Annotated in this window: 14 protein-coding genes; 6 read left to right on the plus strand and 8 right to left on the minus strand. The window is 53.9% G+C overall.

Going from position 1 to position 16,362, the window contains the following annotated elements:
• Positions 1-110: 110 nt before the first annotated feature.
• The 4 genes from PSAB_RS24800 (at position 111) to PSAB_RS25855 (ending at position 4,803) form a co-directional block, all read left to right on the plus strand.
• Complete coding sequence (locus PSAB_RS24800; protein ID WP_025336912.1) at positions 111-2,315, plus strand: putative bifunctional diguanylate cyclase/phosphodiesterase; 2,205 nt, start codon at positions 111-113, stop codon at positions 2,313-2,315.
• Positions 2,316-2,517: 202 nt separating this feature from the next.
• Positions 2,518-2,994, plus strand: a complete 477-nt coding sequence (locus PSAB_RS23025) for a DsrE/DsrF/DrsH-like family protein (RefSeq protein WP_025336913.1) — start codon at positions 2,518-2,520, stop codon at positions 2,992-2,994.
• Positions 2,995-3,137: 143 nt separating this feature from the next.
• A complete protein-coding gene (locus PSAB_RS23030; protein WP_025336914.1) occupies positions 3,138-4,640 on the plus strand; it encodes an aminotransferase class V-fold PLP-dependent enzyme in 1,503 nt (500 codons plus the stop codon).
• Complete coding sequence (locus tag PSAB_RS25855) at positions 4,630-4,803, plus strand: hypothetical protein (protein ID WP_158442615.1); 174 nt, start codon at positions 4,630-4,632, stop codon at positions 4,801-4,803. Before PSAB_RS23030 ends, PSAB_RS25855 begins: the two co-directional genes overlap by 11 nt.
• A 619-nt stretch (positions 4,804-5,422) precedes the next feature.
• Here the strand turns inward: PSAB_RS25855 and PSAB_RS23035 are convergent.
• Together PSAB_RS23035 and PSAB_RS23040 are read right to left on the minus strand one after the other, a co-directional pair.
• Complete coding sequence (locus PSAB_RS23035; protein WP_025336915.1) at positions 5,423-6,331, minus strand: aldo/keto reductase; 909 nt, start codon at positions 6,329-6,331, stop codon at positions 5,423-5,425.
• A 36-nt stretch (positions 6,332-6,367) separates the two neighbouring features.
• Positions 6,368-6,991, minus strand: coding sequence for a TVP38/TMEM64 family protein (locus tag PSAB_RS23040; RefSeq protein WP_025336916.1), 624 nt, complete (start codon positions 6,989-6,991; stop codon positions 6,368-6,370).
• A gap of 532 nt (positions 6,992-7,523) precedes the next feature.
• Here PSAB_RS23040 and PSAB_RS23045 point away from each other — a divergent pair.
• A complete protein-coding gene (locus tag PSAB_RS23045) occupies positions 7,524-8,510 on the plus strand; it encodes an ABC transporter substrate-binding protein (protein ID WP_025336917.1) in 987 nt (328 codons plus the stop codon).
• Between the two features lie 46 nt (positions 8,511-8,556).
• The gene (locus PSAB_RS23050; RefSeq protein ID WP_025336918.1) at positions 8,557-9,348 is read left to right on the plus strand and encodes an ABC transporter permease; all 792 of its coding nucleotides are present in this window, start codon (positions 8,557-8,559) and stop codon (positions 9,346-9,348) included.
• 167 nt (positions 9,349-9,515) lie between these two features.
• On the opposite strand, the gene PSAB_RS23055 is transcribed toward PSAB_RS23050, so the two are convergent.
• The 6 genes from PSAB_RS23055 to PSAB_RS23080 form a co-directional block, all read right to left on the minus strand.
• On the minus strand, positions 9,516-10,181 hold the full coding sequence (locus PSAB_RS23055) for a bifunctional 2-keto-4-hydroxyglutarate aldolase/2-keto-3-deoxy-6-phosphogluconate aldolase (RefSeq protein WP_025336919.1): 666 nt from the start codon (positions 10,179-10,181) through the stop codon (positions 9,516-9,518).
• A 58-nt stretch (positions 10,182-10,239) separates the two neighbouring features.
• Positions 10,240-11,205, minus strand: coding sequence for a phosphoglycerate dehydrogenase (locus PSAB_RS23060; RefSeq protein WP_025336920.1), 966 nt, complete (start codon positions 11,203-11,205; stop codon positions 10,240-10,242).
• Positions 11,193-12,884 carry a dihydroxy-acid dehydratase gene (ilvD, locus tag PSAB_RS23065; RefSeq protein WP_025336921.1) on the minus strand — a complete coding sequence of 564 codons (1,692 nt, stop codon included), beginning with the start codon at positions 12,882-12,884 and terminating at the stop codon, positions 11,193-11,195. Before ilvD ends, PSAB_RS23060 begins: the two co-directional genes overlap by 13 nt.
• 163 nt (positions 12,885-13,047) lie before the next feature.
• Positions 13,048-14,325, minus strand: coding sequence for an MFS transporter (locus PSAB_RS23070; RefSeq protein ID WP_025336922.1), 1,278 nt, complete (start codon positions 14,323-14,325; stop codon positions 13,048-13,050).
• Positions 14,326-14,343: 18 nt separating this feature from the next.
• Entirely contained in the window at positions 14,344-15,294 is a 951-nt protein-coding gene (locus PSAB_RS23075) for a sugar kinase (RefSeq protein ID WP_025336923.1), read from the minus strand.
• 201 nt (positions 15,295-15,495) lie between these two features.
• Positions 15,496-16,260 carry a hypothetical protein gene (locus tag PSAB_RS23080; protein WP_025336924.1) on the minus strand — a complete coding sequence of 255 codons (765 nt, stop codon included), beginning with the start codon at positions 16,258-16,260 and terminating at the stop codon, positions 15,496-15,498.
• Between the last annotated feature and the right edge of the window lie 102 nt (positions 16,261-16,362).

Consider the following 16,362-nt stretch of genomic DNA (forward strand, 5'->3'; position numbering starts at 1 on the left):
ATGCTATTGACGGGGCGGCTCCTCTAGTGACATTCTATTCTTATATTTAAAAATACTTTGACGAATTTTGTTGCCATGCCTGCACACTTATTCGTGATCGGAGGCAGTTTATGGCTTTCTTCAAGAAAAAGCCTGTAACGATCATCCTCGTCTTTATCGCTATTCTTCAAATTTTGTTATTCTACTATTATAAGGTATCGGTTGACCGGGAGTACCGTGCCGCCAAGGCCGATTTATCTTCCCAAGCCTTCATGCTGACTTCGAATATTGAAGAGAGAGCGTCGATTGTCAAAGGCGTCAGCTCCTTTGTCCAAACCGTCGGCTTCGGCGCCGACCCGGATGTGATTAACCAATACCTGTCCACCGCCTACCACAGCACCAACCACCTGATGAATTTGGTCATTGCGCCGGGTGGCATCATCCGCTATCTGTACCCGATTGAGGGCAATACCGCCATTCTCAATAAGAGCCTCCTGCTCGAACCCAAGCTGTCCACACCGGGGTTGATCGAGGAGACGATCCGCTCCCGCACCATTACGGTTGACGGTCCGCGGCTGCTTGCCCAAGGCGAGTACGGAATGGTGATCAGACAAGCGCTGTTTAACAATAATTCGTTCGAAGGCATCGTCTCCGTGACGCTTCGCATTAACGATATTATCAGCCATTTTCTGGGCAGCAATTCCAAAGTGTATATCACCGGGAAGGATCATGCCTATCTGTTCGGCACCCATATGGAGGACAAAGGCACCTTGATCAGCATTCCGATCCGTTTCTATAACCAAAACTGGCTGATCAACACCCGCCTGAGCCCCAGTGTAAAATGGAACGCGCTCATCAGCGTGCTGCTGGTCGATTTTGCCTTCCTGTCGATCATTGCCTCTGTGCTGTATTATCTCACCCGGCAAAGACGGTTCAACCGCGAGCTGGAGCAGGTGGTCAATATCCGCACGCGCGATCTTCGCATATCCGAAAGGCTGTACGAAAAGCTGGCTTATTACGACAGTCTGACCGAGATCCCGAACCGCCGGTTTTTTATGGATGAATTTGACCGCTTGCTCAAGGAGGCCGATCCTGCGCATACCTTTACCCTGTTCTTCTTCGACCTCAACCGGTTCAAGGAAATTAACGACACGCTGGGGCACTCGGCAGGCGACCGGGTCATCCGCACCCTGGCCAGACGAATACATAAAGCCAGTCTTCCCTGCAGGCTGTTCGCGCGCACCGGGGGCGACGAATTTGTCATGCTGTTTCAGGACCTGCCGCGGGAGCAAATCCCGCAAATGGCCGAGCAGCTCAGCGCAATCGCCGCCAAACCGCTGATCATCGCCGGTACCCACCTTAACCTCTCCACCAGCATCGGCATCTCACTGTACCCGGAGCACTCCACAACCAAAGAGGATTTGCTCAAGTATGCGGACATGTCCATGTATCAAGCCAAAGCGACGGACGGGAAAGGGTATTACCTGTTTGACGACCAGCTTAAAGAGAAGCTTCAGCAAAAAACGCTGATCGCCAAATATCTGCATTCCGCTCTGGAAAACCGTGAATTTCTGCTGCACTATCAGCCGCAAGTCCACGCGGCCACCGGCGATGTCGTCGGTCTGGAGGCGCTGATCCGCTGGAACCATCCCGAGAAGGGACTGCTTCCGCCGGGCTATTTCATCACGGCCGTTGAGGAAGCCGGACTGATGACCCAATTGACCGATTGGGTGATTCATGAAGTATGCCGGCAGCTTGCCGCATGGAAGCGGGAAGGGCTGCAGATTCTGCGCACCTCCGTCAACATTTCCAACAGTTGGTTCTATAACCGCAATCTGATCCCGATGCTGATGTCGATCTTCGACCATTACGGGCTTACACCTGACTGCCTGGAGTTCGAGATTACAGAGAGCACCGCCCTGCTGGAGGAGCACTATCCGCTGCTGCAGCAAATGCGCGACCGGGGAATTATCGTATCCGTCGACGATTTCGGCACCAAATATTCCTCCCTCAATTATCTGAAGCATTTTCCCGTGAGTAAAATCAAAATCGACCGCACCTTCATCACCGGTATCGGCCAAAGCTCCATCGACGAGACCATCATCAAATCGATCGTCTATGTCGCTTCGCAGCTCGGCTTCGATCTGATTGCCGAAGGCGTGGAGAGTCGGGAGCAGACCGACTTCCTGTTGACGCACGGCTGCGAGCATGTGCAGGGGTTTCTTTTTTACCGTCCTCTTCCCGCATGCGAAATCGGACCTCTGCTGAAACGCCCCGAGCTGGCCATGAAGGCAGGGTCTTCTATGATGGAAGAGTGCAATCGGGCAATCGAATAAGGACCATCCCACAGCAGAAGGGATTTTGAAGATGATGAGGGCGTGCGGGCGATTCCGCGGAAGACGGAATGAATTGAGAAAGCTTCTGCCAAAGAGCGCCGTCAGGCGCTTTTTTCGCTTTTTTTGGTGAAATTGTGAAAAATGGATACTCTTGCCCTGCCGGCCCATACTAAGGTCATTCCCTTACGGAGGTGCCAAAGCAGTGAGCAAAAAAATGAATCTGCTGATGTTCAGCGGTGAATATGACAAGGCGATGGCCGGTCTGATTCTGGCCAACAGCGCACGCGATATCGAGGTGGATGTCACCATATTCTTCGCGTTCTGGGGACTGTTCCTCGTTCGCGATCCCGAAAAAATGACGCTCGAAGACAAAACGATTTACGAGAAGCTTATGGATGTCGTTACCCCGAAAGGGCCGGAGCATCTTCCGCTGTCGCGCATGAATTTCAGCGGGCTTGGCCGGATGATGCTGGAGGAAATGATCGAGGACCAAGGGGCGCCGAAGCTGATTCATTTCCTGAAGGGCGCGCGCAAAAAGAACATCAAATTCTACGCCTGCAAGCTGTCTGTGGAAATTATGGGCTTCAAACCCGAGGAGCTGCTGCCGGAAGTGGAGATTATCGACGCCGCCTCTTACTTAAAAGATGCCCTGGAAAGCGATCTGCAGCTGTTTATTTAGAATGCACGGCGGCCTTCCGGCCGTCAGGGTACATACTTGAATCGCCTTGGCAAGCGGAAGGACTATCGTTGCTGGGCATTAACCTATTTTTGACACGGGCATATACTAAGGCCAAAGACACTACCCGTCTGGAGGGACTGCCCGTGCTTAGATCCACCCTCGCCTCTTCCGCGGAAGCGGATGAATCATTGGAGGCGTATTTTAGCCCATTTCGCGAACGAACGATTGGACTGGGACACACCCTAACGACCCCCTACGGAAAAAAACATCTGCTGTACGCCGATTGGACCGCCAGCGGCCGCCTGTACGAACCGATTGAGCGCAAAATACAGGAGCAGTTCGGCCCCTTGATCGGCAATCCACATACCGAAGCCAACGCCACGGGGATGACGATGACCCGGGCCTACGAAGAAGCCGTGCGAATTATTAAGCGGCATGTGAACGCCGGTCCCCGCGACGTTCTTCTGTTCAGCGGAAACGGCACAACGGCGGCGGTCAACAAGCTTCTGCGTCTGCTTGGGCTCCGGCTGCCCGAATGGTTGGCAGCTCCTTCAGTGGTGCCGCCCGAGGAGCGGCCGGTCATCTTCGTCACTCATATGGAGCATCATTCCAACCTGCTTCCGTGGCAGGAGAGCATCGGCGAGGTCGTCGTCCTGCCCCCGGGGCCGGACGGCAGCGCCGACCCGCGGCGGCTCGAAGCCGCGCTGAGACTGTACCGGGACCGCAGGCTGAAGATCGGCTCGTTCACCGCCTGCTCGAATGTGACCGGCATCGAAACGCCGTACCGGCAGCTGGCGGCGGTCATGCACCGCTATGGCGGTCTGTGCTTTGTCGATTTCGCAGCCAGCGCGCCGTATACGGACATCGACATGCATCCGCCGTCTCCGCTCGAGAGGCTGGACGCCATTTTCTTCTCGCCGCATAAATTTCTGGGCGGGCCGGGCACAAGCGGCGTCCTCGTATTTAGTGCGGACCTCTACGGCAACCGGCGGCCCGACGAGCCGGGCGGCGGCACGGTTTCCTGGGTGAGCCCGTGGGAAGCTCCGAGCTACTTCCGGGGAATCGAGGCCCGGGAGGATGGCGGAACCCCCGGCTTTCTTCAGGCGATCCGCACCGCGCTATGCCTCCGGCTGAAGGAGCGGATGACGACAGAGCGCATTCTGCGCCATGAACGCGAGCTGTGCCTTCAGCTGCTGGACGGACTTCAGGCGATACCGGAAATCACGGTGCTGGAGGGCGCGGTCCGCAACCGCCTCGGTGTCGTCTCCATGACAGTCCGGGATATGCACTTTAACCTCGTCGTCAGACTGCTGAACGACCGCTTCGGCATTCAGGCCCGCGGCGGCTGTTCCTGTGCCGGCCCTTACGGCCATTACCTGCTCTCGATCGACAAGGAAGCCTCCATCCAGATGGGCAAGGCGATCCGTGCCGGCGATCAATCGCTGCGGCCGGGCTGGGTGCGCCTGTCGCTGCATCCCGTTATGACCTCGGGCGACGTCGCCTTCATCCTCCTGGCCCTGAAGGCGATTGTCAGCCAGCGGGAGGTCTGGCAGGCCGACTACCGCTACAGCCCCGCGACCAACTGCTGGCGCCACCGCTCGGAGAGCGAGGAGGAGCCGGATATGGAGCGGCTGTTTGCTCTGTAGGTGGCCGGGGGGCGGGGAGCGGCAAGGCTTGGCGGCCGGCGGGAAAGCGACGGCCGACGCGGGGCCGGCCGCAAGGGCGGAGCACCAGCAGGGCGCAGACGCTGTGCAGGTGCTCCGGCAGGAGGGCCGCCCTTCGGCGTACGCGGCCTGCGGTGCTGCGTAGCCGGGAGGCGCGCTGGGCGCTCGGCCGGGGCGCCGGCCGGGACGCGGCCTGCGGCGTTGCGGAGGCCCGGCCTTCAAGCCCGGCGCTGCCGCTGCAATCAAGAGGGGCCCTTCTCTCCCTAAGGGCCCCCAATGCATACGAGCCGCAGAGGATGGTGTAACCACCTTGTCCTCTGCGGCTCGTCTTTTTCTTTTGCCTTCTTGCTGGAGGGCATGCCCATGACCCCAAGCAAGCCTCTCCATGAAGCGGAAATCCTCCCGCTTATTCTTAAATTTCAGCACACTTTTACTCGCTGAACAGGAAAAACTCCAGCTTATTCCCCGCTTCCCCGTCAATCCACTTGAAACGCGGAATTAAGAGGGATTTTTTCCAGTACATACCCGGAAAAGGCCCTATTCAGGCCAAATAAAGGGGAACTTTTCCACCTTATCAGTCCTGAACCGTTCTGCTAAGTCCTGCTCCGTCACGCTACGTTCTGCTCAGCCCTGCTAAGCCCAGCTAAGCCCTGCTTCCACTCAGTTCCACAACGCCCCGCCCCAGTCCGGCCCACTATCGTGCCCACTTCCTAAGTCCAGCCTAACCTTCGGCCTGGCCTCCGGCCCCTTCTTACGGCCCCAGACTATCCCTTCGCCACAATATCGAGATCCGCGGCCTGTGCGTTCGAGACTACTTGCTCCACGTTCTTGCAGCCCGGGATTACGCTCGTCACGGCCGGATGCTGCAAGCACCAGCCCAGCGCCCACTGCGCCATGTTGAGGCCGGCCGGAACTTCATTCGCGGCGATTTCGGCAACGAGGCGCAGCTGCTCCTCCCGTTTCTTCGCATCATGGTTCGCCCGCACATCGCCGGCCTGGAACACCGCGTCCGCCTTGTATTTGCCGCTAAGGTATCCGCTCGCCAGCGGAACCCGGGCCAACACTCCAAGGTTGTGCTCCTTGCAGAGCGGGAACAGCTTCTCTTCCGGCTGCCGCTCGAGCCGGTTGTACACCACCTGAATCGCCTCGGCGCCGATCTCCGGAGCGGAGGACGTCTGATGAACGCCGTCATTCGCGGTGCTGATGGAAACACCCAGGTGACGGATTTTTCCCGCCCGCTTCTGCGCGTCCAGCATATTCCACAGCTTGTCGTTGTCGAAATCGGCATCCGTGCCGGAATGGAACTGGTACAGGTCGATATACTCCGTCTGAAGCGCGCGCAGCGAGTCGTCAAGCTGCTTCAGCACATTATCCGCGCTCCACAGCTGCTCCCGCTTGAGATGGCCGCTGAAATGATGGCCGAACTTGGTTGCGACGATCCAGTCCTCCCGTTTGCGGCGGCTCAGGTAGCTGCCGATAAATTTTTCAGAGAGATGGTCTCCGTAGCATTCAGCCGTATCGATCAGATTGATGCCGAGCTCGCCGGCCTTGTCCAGCATGGCATCGACTTCATCCTGGGTGAAATCCTTCCCCCATTCGCCTCCGAACTGCCAGGTTCCTACTCCGATTACCGATACGTTAAGACCCGTGCTTCCAAGCTTGCGGTATTTCATGCGTCACATTCCTCTTTTCTTAACAAGTATTTGGACTTATGGCTTCCGCCGTCTCCCCCCGCTGTGTGAAAGTCTTGAAAAATAACCCTCAATCGACTTGACGCCCCACAGCGACAGCAGAACGAACAGCAGCACATAGAGAACTTCCGCTGGATTTCGGATAAATCTTCCGGCATCACTGCCGATATACGATACGGCGAACACCATGATAGCCTTGCCCGCGGCCAGAGCCAGCAGGTAAGAGCGAAGCCGCATTCCGGCAAGCCCCGCAGCCAGATTGATAACGACGAACGGCCCAACCGGGAACAAGCTCAGTAAAAATACATAGCTGAAACCGCTCCGCCGCACCCACTCCATGCCCCTGGCCACTTTCGGCCGCTGCGCCCATTTGCGCAAGAAGCGCTGGGAGGCGATTTTACGGATGATCAGAAAAGTTGCCAGACAACCCGCAACAAGTCCGATCCAGGAGTACAGAAACCCGGGCCACAACCCATACACCGCGGCATTCAGGCCGACGATAAGCAGGGTTGGCAGCGGCGGAACAAAAGATTTCATAAAGGTCAGCACAATCCCCGGAAAAGGACCGAGCGACCGGTAACGCTCCAGCATGCCGCGAAGATTCTCCTCGGTAAGCCAGGAAATAACATCCAATGCATACATAGCAGCCTTAGGTGCTCCTTATCTTTCCAATGATTTCAACAGCCTTATTATACATGATAACTGTATCAATTTCCCTTCCGGCAAACTCCCCTTCCCTATACACAAATTTCTTCCGGTAATTGACAAAATCCCCTTACATATTTCTTTTTTTTCGATATTGTACAAAATATGGTTGACATACAAACTCAAATTATATTATAAAAAGGTAACCCATTAAATTTGCATAAGATAACTTGGTTTAATAAATGAATAGTCAGCAACCGACTGGTTCTCTAGAGGCTGAGCTTGGTCCCTTTTTTGGCAAAGGGGACTTGAGTTTGGCCTTTTGTATTGTTTGAGCAGCATAAGAGTATTTGTTTCCTCACTTGGTTCCAGCCCTCAATATTTTGCAGCCTATGGATGTAAAATAATTGAATAAAAGTATAAATAGGGGGTTTATCAATGAAAAAGTAGCTTTTGCGGCAAATCCGACAGATATCAGCAGCGATCAGACTTGAACGGTTATAAAAATATGAGTTGGAGGTTGTAACAAGTGATTAGACGTTTTGCATTTGTATTGCTTATTTCCGTACTGCTTATTATTTCCGCAGGCTGCGGGAACGACAATTCTGCCGCAAGCGGCAAACCGGATAGCGATGGCCTTTTTCCGATTCGGGTGGCGACCCAGACCGGGTTCAATGAAATCACGATCGCCGATGAACTCGGTTATTTTAAGGAAGAAGGCATCAAGATTGAAGATACGGGAGTGCTCGGCAAAGGAGTAACGGAATATCAGCTGATTGCCCAAGGGATAAATGACGCATTTATCAGCGGCCATCCGCCGAATGTAGCTCAGGCCCGTCTGGCTGGTCTCAAAATGTTGGCTGTCGCCCCCGGAATGGTAGACAACAAAGATTTCCCCCACGTAAGATACCTCGTTCAGGACAGCAGCCCGATCCACTCGCTGAACGACATCATTGGGAAGAAAGTAGCCATTTCGAACGTAGCTCCCTGCACGGATGGTTACTTGAAATACTATTTAAGCCAGCAGCATTTGTCTGGGGATATAAACTGGACAACTCTGCCGTCGCCCGGGCAGCAGGAGCAATCGCTGGAACAAGGGCTGGTTGATGTGACGACCTCGCATCCTCCCTTTGCCGGCATAGCGCTCAAGCAGAAAGGAATCCGACAGATCGCTACAAGCTGGGATATTTTGCATTCCCCCGGGGCCGGACTTTCCGTTCGCGGGTTCAGCGAAGATTTTATTAAGCAGCATCCTGATGTGGTAAAAGGCTTTACAAGAGCGCTCGCCAAGGTGCGGCCATGGATAAATTCGCATCAAGAAGAAGCGAAGCGGATCGTCGCCAAGCAGTTGAAGCTGGAGCCGGAAGATCTCAGCGTGTTCTGGTACGATGAAGACAAAGACATTAACCAGGACTATATCAAACAGTGGTTCGATATTTCCGAACAAATCGGCTTGTGGAAAAAGGGAGATATTCAGCCTGCCGACATCTTTACTAATGAGTATGCGCCCCAGTAGCTCGTAACCATTCAGTATCTATTATTACTATGGTGGTGATTTTGCAGTGGTCAAAGTATTAAGATCAATCTGGAATTCTATATATAAGCTGCTGTCGATCATTCTGTTCTTGGCGCTTTGGGAAATTATCGCACGGCTGCACTTGGTCAACACTGTCTTTTTCCCTCCATTCACCAAAGTCGTCGTCGCGTTATGGCAGCTTACCGTATCCGGAGTGCTTGTCGAGAACCTGTTTATCAGTTTGCGCAGATCATTGACCGGGTTTATTCTGGGACTCGCATTCTCCATTCCCCTTGGACTCCTCATCGGCTGGTACAGAGGCTTCGAACGCTTCATCGACCCGTTGTTCCAAACCTTCCGCAATCTTTCCGTGCTGGCTCTGCTGCCGATATTCATTCTTTTTTTCGGTATTGGCGAGACTTCCAGAGTAGCCGTTATCTTCTGGGCGGTTTTATGGGCCGTCCTTCTGAACACGATCGCCGGTGTAAAATCGACTGACCTCAGCCTGATTAAAGCGGCACGATCAATGGGAATTTCCAAACTGTCATTGTTTACAAAGGTCGTTTTGCCGGGAGCGCTGCCCTCCATTTTTACAGGAATCCGGTTAAGTGCCACCACTTCGGTTCTGGTGCTGATCGCAGCCGAAATGCTGGGAGCCAATACAGGGCTTGGCTATCAGCTCTACTTCTTTCAGGCTAATGTGAAACCTCCGGAAACGTTCGCCATTGTTATCGTTCTGGCACTGCTCGGACTTGCGGTCAATTATTCATTGGCGGCGCTGGAAAAAAGGACGTTCAGATACCGGGAGGAGCTGCCGGATACCGGAAAGACGTTCTGATAAGAAGAAACTCCTGACGGCGTCTTTTTATGACGCAGTTACGTTTCTCGTAGAAATATAAGCCAAAATGATAAGCGCCCGGCTTATACATTCTTATATTTCAAAAAAAATTGGCCCACCGTCCATTTCACATGACGGTGGGCCAACCTTATTCAGTGAGCGCAGTCTTATTTAATCGCTGCTTTGAATGCTTCAATATACTGGGCCGATTTCTTGGCAACCAGGCTGTAGTCCTTCTCGCGAATGGCATCCGTCGTCAAGTCGGAACCGATACCGACGGCAAATGCTCCGGCTTTGATCCAATCCTTCAGGTTCTCCAGGTTAACCCCGCCGGTCGGCATTACGTTCGCTTGCGGCAGAGGACCTTTAAAGGCTTTGATCATGGACGGGGAATACAGATTTCCAGGGAACAGCTTCACAACATCAACACCCAGGTCGAGTGCTTCCTGAATTTCCTTCGCCGTCATAACCCCCGGCATGATTGGCACACGGTACCGGTTGCACAGCTTGACTGTTTCCGGATTCAGCGACGGGCCAACGATAAATTCCGATCCGCTCAGGATAGCAGCGCGGGCGGTCTCAGGGTCCAGCACGGTTCCTGCGCCGATCACCGCATATTTATCGGAGTCAGCAGGCGCACTCGAAGAATATTCAGCGGCCAGCTTCTCGATCGCTCTCAGTGCGAACGGTACGGTCAGCGTAACTTCGATAATTTTGATGCCGCCGGCGATCGATTGCTTCGCCATTTCCACTACTTCTTCAGGGGAGTCCCCGCGGAGTACCGCAACGACGCCACCCTCATGTATTTGGTTGATAATACGCAGTTTCTTCATATCCAGTTCCCCTTTGTATAATGTAGCGTGATACGGCCGGTTGCCGGCCGTCTGCTCGTTACTTGTTAACCGGGACCTTGACCGGGAATTTAGGCGCTTCTCCATTCACCGCGCGAATAGCTTCTTCCGCGGCCATTTTTGCCATCCGGTAACCAGCTTCTACCGTGTTGGAGCCGACATGCGGCGAGGTCACCACATTGGGCAGGCCGACGATGTCCAGCGTTGCAGGCGGCTCTTGAACAAAAGTATCCAGTCCGGCGCCCGCGATTTGTCCCGAGGACAGCGCCTCGTACAAATCCTGCTCGACGACCAGATCTCCGCGGGCTGTATTGATCAGAATCGCGGACTTCTTCATTTGAGCCAGAGATTCCTTGTTGATCATGCCGACCGTTTCCGGGAGCGCCGGAGCGTGCAGGGTAATGTAATCGGACTGCGCATACAGCTCTTCAAGCGTAACGTACTGCACGCCATACTTGTCGATCATATCCTGACGGACAAAGGCATCATATGCAATGACCTTCATATCAAATGCAACTGCGCGCTTCACAACCTCGGCTCCGATGGCGCCAAGACCAACGACGCCCAGCACTTTGTCTCCAAGCTCTGTGCCGGTAATGCGGTTCCAGCCCCCGTCTCTTACTCCCACATTCATCTGCGGGATGTGACGGGAGACGCTCAGCATTAAAGTGAGCGCCAGCTCCGCTACCGAGCGGGTAGGAGCGCCCGGCGTAATCGTAACCGGAATGCCCAGACGGTTCGCGGCTTCCACATCAATGTTGTCATAGCCGACGCCATACTTGGCTACGACCTTGAGTGTCGGAGCGCCAGCTTCCAGCACCTTCGCCGTAACCTCGTCGATCCCGGTAATGAGCGCGTCCGCGCCCTTGATGACTTCAATCAGTTCCGCTTCCTTCAGCGGACGACCTTCCGTATTCCAGATGACCTCGAATCCAGCCTGAAGGAGCATTTCCTTCGCTTCCTCCGAACGGGAGAAAGAACGCGGAAGTGCGACTACTTTTGGCATACGGTTACCTCCTCTTTGCTGACCTGCGATTCGCTGTTGCCTTCGGACACTACGCGCACGCCGCCCTTGGATGCCGAGGAAGCATGCTGTGCGTACAGACGAAGCAGCTTACTGGCCTCGACCTTGAACTCTTCCAGATGCTTCGCGCGCTTCGCCAGCTCTTCATCCGAGACATGCAGCTGAAGCTTGCGGGTTGCGATGTCGATCTCGATCAGATCGCCGTCCTGTACCAGAGCAATCGTTCCGCCTTCAGCAGCCTCGGGGCTCGCGTAACCAATCGACAGACCCGATGTTGCGCCCGAGAAACGGCCGTCCGTAACGAGCGCGGCGCGCTTGAACTTGCCGAGGATTTCCGTACAGCGGTGCAGTTCGCGCATGCCCGGTCCGCCTTTCGGTCCTTCATAGCGGATAACGACCGCATCGCCTTCCTCAATCAGGCCCGCTTCATAAGCATCCGAGAAAGCTTCCTCGGAGTTGAACACCTTCGCCGGTCCCGTGAAGCTTCTCAGCTCAGGAGCTACCGCCGACTGCTTGATCAGGGCGCCGTCTGCCGCCAGGTTGCCTACCAGTACGGCTACGCCGCCTTCCTTGTCGAGCGGCTCTTCCAGCGTGCGGATGACATCGCGGTCCAGCACCTCTGCGTCCGCAATATTGTTCTCTACGATATCGCCCGTTACGGTCAGAGCACCGGTGTGCAGCAGTCCGCCGAGTTCCTTCATTAAAGCTTTCATGCCTCCGGCGCGCTGCAGGTCGTTCGTGGTATATTCTTGGTTATTCGGCGTTACACCCGCCAGGAACGGAACGCGGCGGCTGATGTCGTCGAACAGGGTCATCGGCAGTTCAATGCCGAGCTCATGCGCAATCGCAGGCAGATGCAGGCAAGCATTCAGCGAGCCGCCCATAGCCAGCAGTACGGAAATCGCGTTCTCGAACGCTTCGCGGGTCATGATCTGGCTTGGCGTAATGCCTTTCTTCACCAGCTCGACCGCTTGACGGCCTGCGGCTTCTGCGGCATCCAGCTGCTCGTCCGACAATGCCTGCATCCAGGACGTATTCGGCATAGCCATGCCGAGCGCCTCGGAGAGACCTTGCATCGTGTTGGCTGTTCCAAGGAACGGGCACGCGCCAGGGCCTGGGTAGTATTGGTTGGTTACTTCAACCAGGCCTTTTTCGTCCAGCTTGCCGTCGAGGAATGCGCGTCTTGCCGCTTTGGATTCCTTCGGCTTGATGTGGTTCGGCATTACGCCGCCCAGCACAACAAGACCCGGCAGGTTCAAGCGAGCGGCTGCCATCAGCATGCCCGGAACGATTTTGTCGCAGGAGCTCAGGACGACCATGCCGTCAAAAATACCATGCGCCTTCACCATCGTTTCCACACTGTCGGCCACGATTTCGCGGCTAGGCAGCGAATATTTCATGCCTTCATGCCCTTGCGCGATGCCATCGCAAACGGCGATGGTGTTGAATTCCAGAGCCAGACCGCCGGCTGCCTCGATGCCTGCCTTCACACGGTCAGCCAGTTGGCGCAAATGCACATGACCCGGCACGATTTCGTTCCAGGAGTTGGCAACGGCGATGACGGGCTTATCCATTTTGGAGTAGTCTACGCCGCAAGAGCACAGGTGAGCTTTCAGAATCGCTCTTGTAAAAGGCGAAATAGTAGAAATTCGGTTACTCATTATAATTCCCTCCACATTTTACTGTCTTGATTTTGTCCACTTGATTTTGTCCACTTGATTTTTTCTGAACGAATATGTCATTATCACATTTTTATAATACATAAAGGGAAGAGACGGCGCTGTGCCAAATATGACACCCTGCGCCGTGTCTTCCAAACGGAAATTAAGCGGCCAATTTTTCACCGTCAGGAGCGTTTCCCTTAGGCGTTTTTACAACAATGGTCATTACAACGGATACAACAAGCGCCAGCGACATGAAGATAAAGGAAGCGTCAGGCGAACCGGTGGAGCCGTTCAGGTAACCAACAACGTACGAGCCTGCAAAAGATCCAAGTGCACCGAAGCTGTTGATCAGCGCCATCGCGCCGCCCGAAACGTTCTTCGGCAGAAGCTCCGGAATGATCGCGAAGAAAGGTCCATAAGGTGCATACATCGCTCCTCCGGCGATAACCAGCAGCGAGTAGGAAAGCCAGAAGTTCGAAGCTCCGATCAAATAGGAACCATAGAAGGCGATTGCGCCGACCAGCAGACAAACCCATACAGCGCCTTTGCGGTTCATGGTGCGGTCTGCGTAGTAAGATACGCCAAGCATACCGATGATGGCAGCCAGGTACGGAACCGAGGACAGCCAGCCTGCATTGACAATTCCCATACCAGACGACTCTTTAATAATAGAAGGAAGCCACATTACGAAACCGTAAACACCGATACTCCAGAAGAAATATTGGATAGACAGCATAATAACTTTCGGGTTTTTAAACGCTTCGCGGTAGTTCTTAACTTCTTTCATACCCTTTTGTTCTTCCAGAAGCGCTTGTTCAAGATCTTTCTTTTCAGCGTCAGACAACCATTTGGCTTCGGCCGGTTTGTCCTTGACAAGCTTCCACCAGAAGAAGGCCCAAATTACGGAAGGCAAGCCTTCGATGATGAACATGTGGCGCCAGCCGAGGCCATGCACCAGATATCCGGATACGATGGACATCCAGAGTACTGTAACGGGATTACCGAGAATCAGGAACGTATTTGCACGGGAACGTTCGCTTTTGGTGAACCAGTTGCTGAGGAAGACGAGCATCGCCGGCATTACAGCGCTTTCTACGACTCCAAGTGTAAACCGGATGACATAGAGGACCCGGATATCATTGACGAGACCGGTCGCAGCAGCACAGGAGCCCCACAAGATAAGACAGAAGAACACGAGCTTCTTGGCACTTCTCTTGGCTGCGTAAGTAGCGCCGGGAATTTGAAAGAAGAAGTAACCCAGGAAGAACAGCGCTCCGAGCAGCGAAGAAGCGGATGGTGTTATGTGCAAATCATCTGCCATACCCGATGCCGAACCGAAGCTGTAGTTGGCGCGGTCCAGGTAAGCCAAGCTATATGTGAAAAAAATAACAGGAATCAGTTTTAACCATCGGCTTGGAGCCAGCAATTTATTTTCCATTTTCCAATTCTCTCCTCATTAAATAATAACGGATGCTTCCATAAAAGCTGACAGCTGTCCGCGGGTTGGAAGACCTTCCGAATCGCCTTCCGCTGTTACGGCAAGAGCTCCGATGGCGTTTCCGCGGCGTACCGCTTCGCTTACCGACAGGCCGTCAAGCAGACCGCTGATTAAACCTACTGCAAATCCGTCTCCGGCACCGACCGTATCGACAGCCTGCACTTTGAAACCTTCGACAATGCCTTCTTCGGTCGGAGTGCGGTAATACGCGCCTTCCGGTCCAAGCTTCACAGCCACGAGTTGTACTCCGCGGTCCAGATAGTAGGCTGCAATATCTCTGTGGTTGGAATAACCGGTGAGCAGCTTGCCTTCTCCCATGCCCGGAAGAACCCAGTCCGCTTGAACAGCAAGCGCGTTGACCGTTTCGATCATTTCGGCTTCGCTGCCCCACAGCTTCGGCCGCAGGTTAACGTCGAATGAAATGCTCCGGCCCTCTGCTCTCATCGCTTTGATCGCTTCAAAGGAGAGCTCGCGAGCGCAGGACGAGATAGCTGCCGGAATCCCTGTCAAATGGAGATGCTTTGCCGAGGTAAAGAAGCTCATGTCGACATCTCCCGGGCAGATTGTGCTGGCGGCAGAGCCTTTGCGGAAATACTGAACCTGCGGATCGCCGTCCAGCACCTTGGATTTCATCTGGAATCCCGTCGGATAACGATCATCTACAAACACCGCATCCACATCTACATTCTCTTTGCGGAGAGCTTCGACAATGAATTTACCAAATGCGTCGTTTCCGATTTTGCTGATCCACCGCATGCCAAAGCCGAGTCGGGCCAGACCGATCGAGACATTTGTTTCTGCTCCGGCCAGAGCTTTCGTAAATTTTTCAATTTGATGCAGCTCGCCCGGACGATCAGCGATGAACATAGCCATGGCTTCTCCGAATGTTACAACATCGCATGATTTCATAACCATTCCTCCTAAAAGTTTTGACAGCATCTGCTTTCAGTCTGTACTTCGCAAAACTTGCTTCGGAAGCGTAGACCAAAAGTTTTGACAGCATCTGCTTTCAGTGTGCACTTCGCAAAACTTGCTTTGAAATCGAAGACCAACACATTGACAGCGTTTTCTTTCTTGGTGCGATTCGCACCCGCTTCGGAAGCGTAAAGGCTACGCCTCCGAAATCATGGATACATACTTCCGCAGAACCCCTTCAACATCTTCACCTTCAACTGGAAACTCAATTGTGCGCGGCACATCGCGCGGGAGCAGGTCCAGAATGCTACGCCATAGGCTATCTTTATCTTCCGGCAGTCCCAGAGTTACCAGTTTCCCATCGATTTTCTCTACATGTTTTAAATGAATATAGCCGACATATTTATTTAGTTCCGCCGCCGCTTTCATGGCTTCTTCTTCGGTAAAGTTCCAGTTGCCAATATCAAAGGTCATCTGGATAAACAGCCCCGCTTCTTGGCAATCCTCAAAAAACTTACGAAGCTTTGCTACATTACCGCCATGAAGAGTTTGGTCATTCTCAACCGTCAATTCCAAAGCGTCCGAGTCGGAAACAAGGCTATTCCAATACTTCTTCAGCCCTTCGAGATCCGACACTCCGGATTTGTAATGCCCAAGCGAAGTCTTGAGCCATACCGCTCCGATTGACAGCGCCTCCGGTATCACAACATCCAGCTTCTCCACATTCAGCGAACCATCCGCTTTCCACAGCTCAATAGGTGCCGAATAAACGCTTACAAGCTGGCCCTTCCTGATCAAGTCACTCAGATCGTCCAGGCGGGGAGTTTCCTCCCGGAACAGCTCTCTGCGAATTTCAATACCGGCGCATCCTGCGGCTATGGCTACCGGGACACATAATTCTTGTCCCCCGTCTGCGGCCAGCGGGCCGAGGGAAGCCGTCGTCGTAAATACCTGAGTCATCCCAAATTCTCCTTTAGTCAAAAAATAGCCATTCTAACCTTTAGAAAACTCAATGGTATCGATAAACGGTATCGGTTCCATTCAACTTCTAAAGATGAGCCG

The organism is Paenibacillus sabinae T27 (assembly GCF_000612505.1).
GTDB classification, from domain to species: Bacteria; Bacillota; Bacilli; order Paenibacillales; family Paenibacillaceae; genus Paenibacillus_AQ; species Paenibacillus_AQ sabinae.

Coding starts and splice junctions, on each gene's coding strand:
- PSAB_RS24800 (WP_025336912.1), top strand. CDS start 111: ATGGCTTTCTTCAAGAAAAAGCCTGTAACGATCATCCTCGTCTTTATC.
- PSAB_RS23035 (WP_025336915.1), bottom strand. CDS start 6,331: ATGAAATACCGCAAGCTTGGAAGCACGGGTCTTAACGTATCGGTAATC.
- PSAB_RS23040 (WP_025336916.1), bottom strand. CDS start 6,991: ATGTATGCATTGGATGTTATTTCCTGGCTTACCGAGGAGAATCTTCGC.
- PSAB_RS23055 (WP_025336919.1), bottom strand. CDS start 10,181: ATGAAGAAACTGCGTATTATCAACCAAATACATGAGGGTGGCGTCGTT.
- PSAB_RS23060 (WP_025336920.1), bottom strand. CDS start 11,205: ATGCCAAAAGTAGTCGCACTTCCGCGTTCTTTCTCCCGTTCGGAGGAA.
- ilvD (WP_025336921.1), bottom strand. CDS start 12,884: ATGAGTAACCGAATTTCTACTATTTCGCCTTTTACAAGAGCGATTCTG.
- PSAB_RS23070 (WP_025336922.1), bottom strand. CDS start 14,325: ATGGAAAATAAATTGCTGGCTCCAAGCCGATGGTTAAAACTGATTCCT.
- PSAB_RS23075 (WP_025336923.1), bottom strand. CDS start 15,294: ATGAAATCATGCGATGTTGTAACATTCGGAGAAGCCATGGCTATGTTC.
- PSAB_RS23080 (WP_025336924.1), bottom strand. CDS start 16,260: ATGACTCAGGTATTTACGACGACGGCTTCCCTCGGCCCGCTGGCCGCA.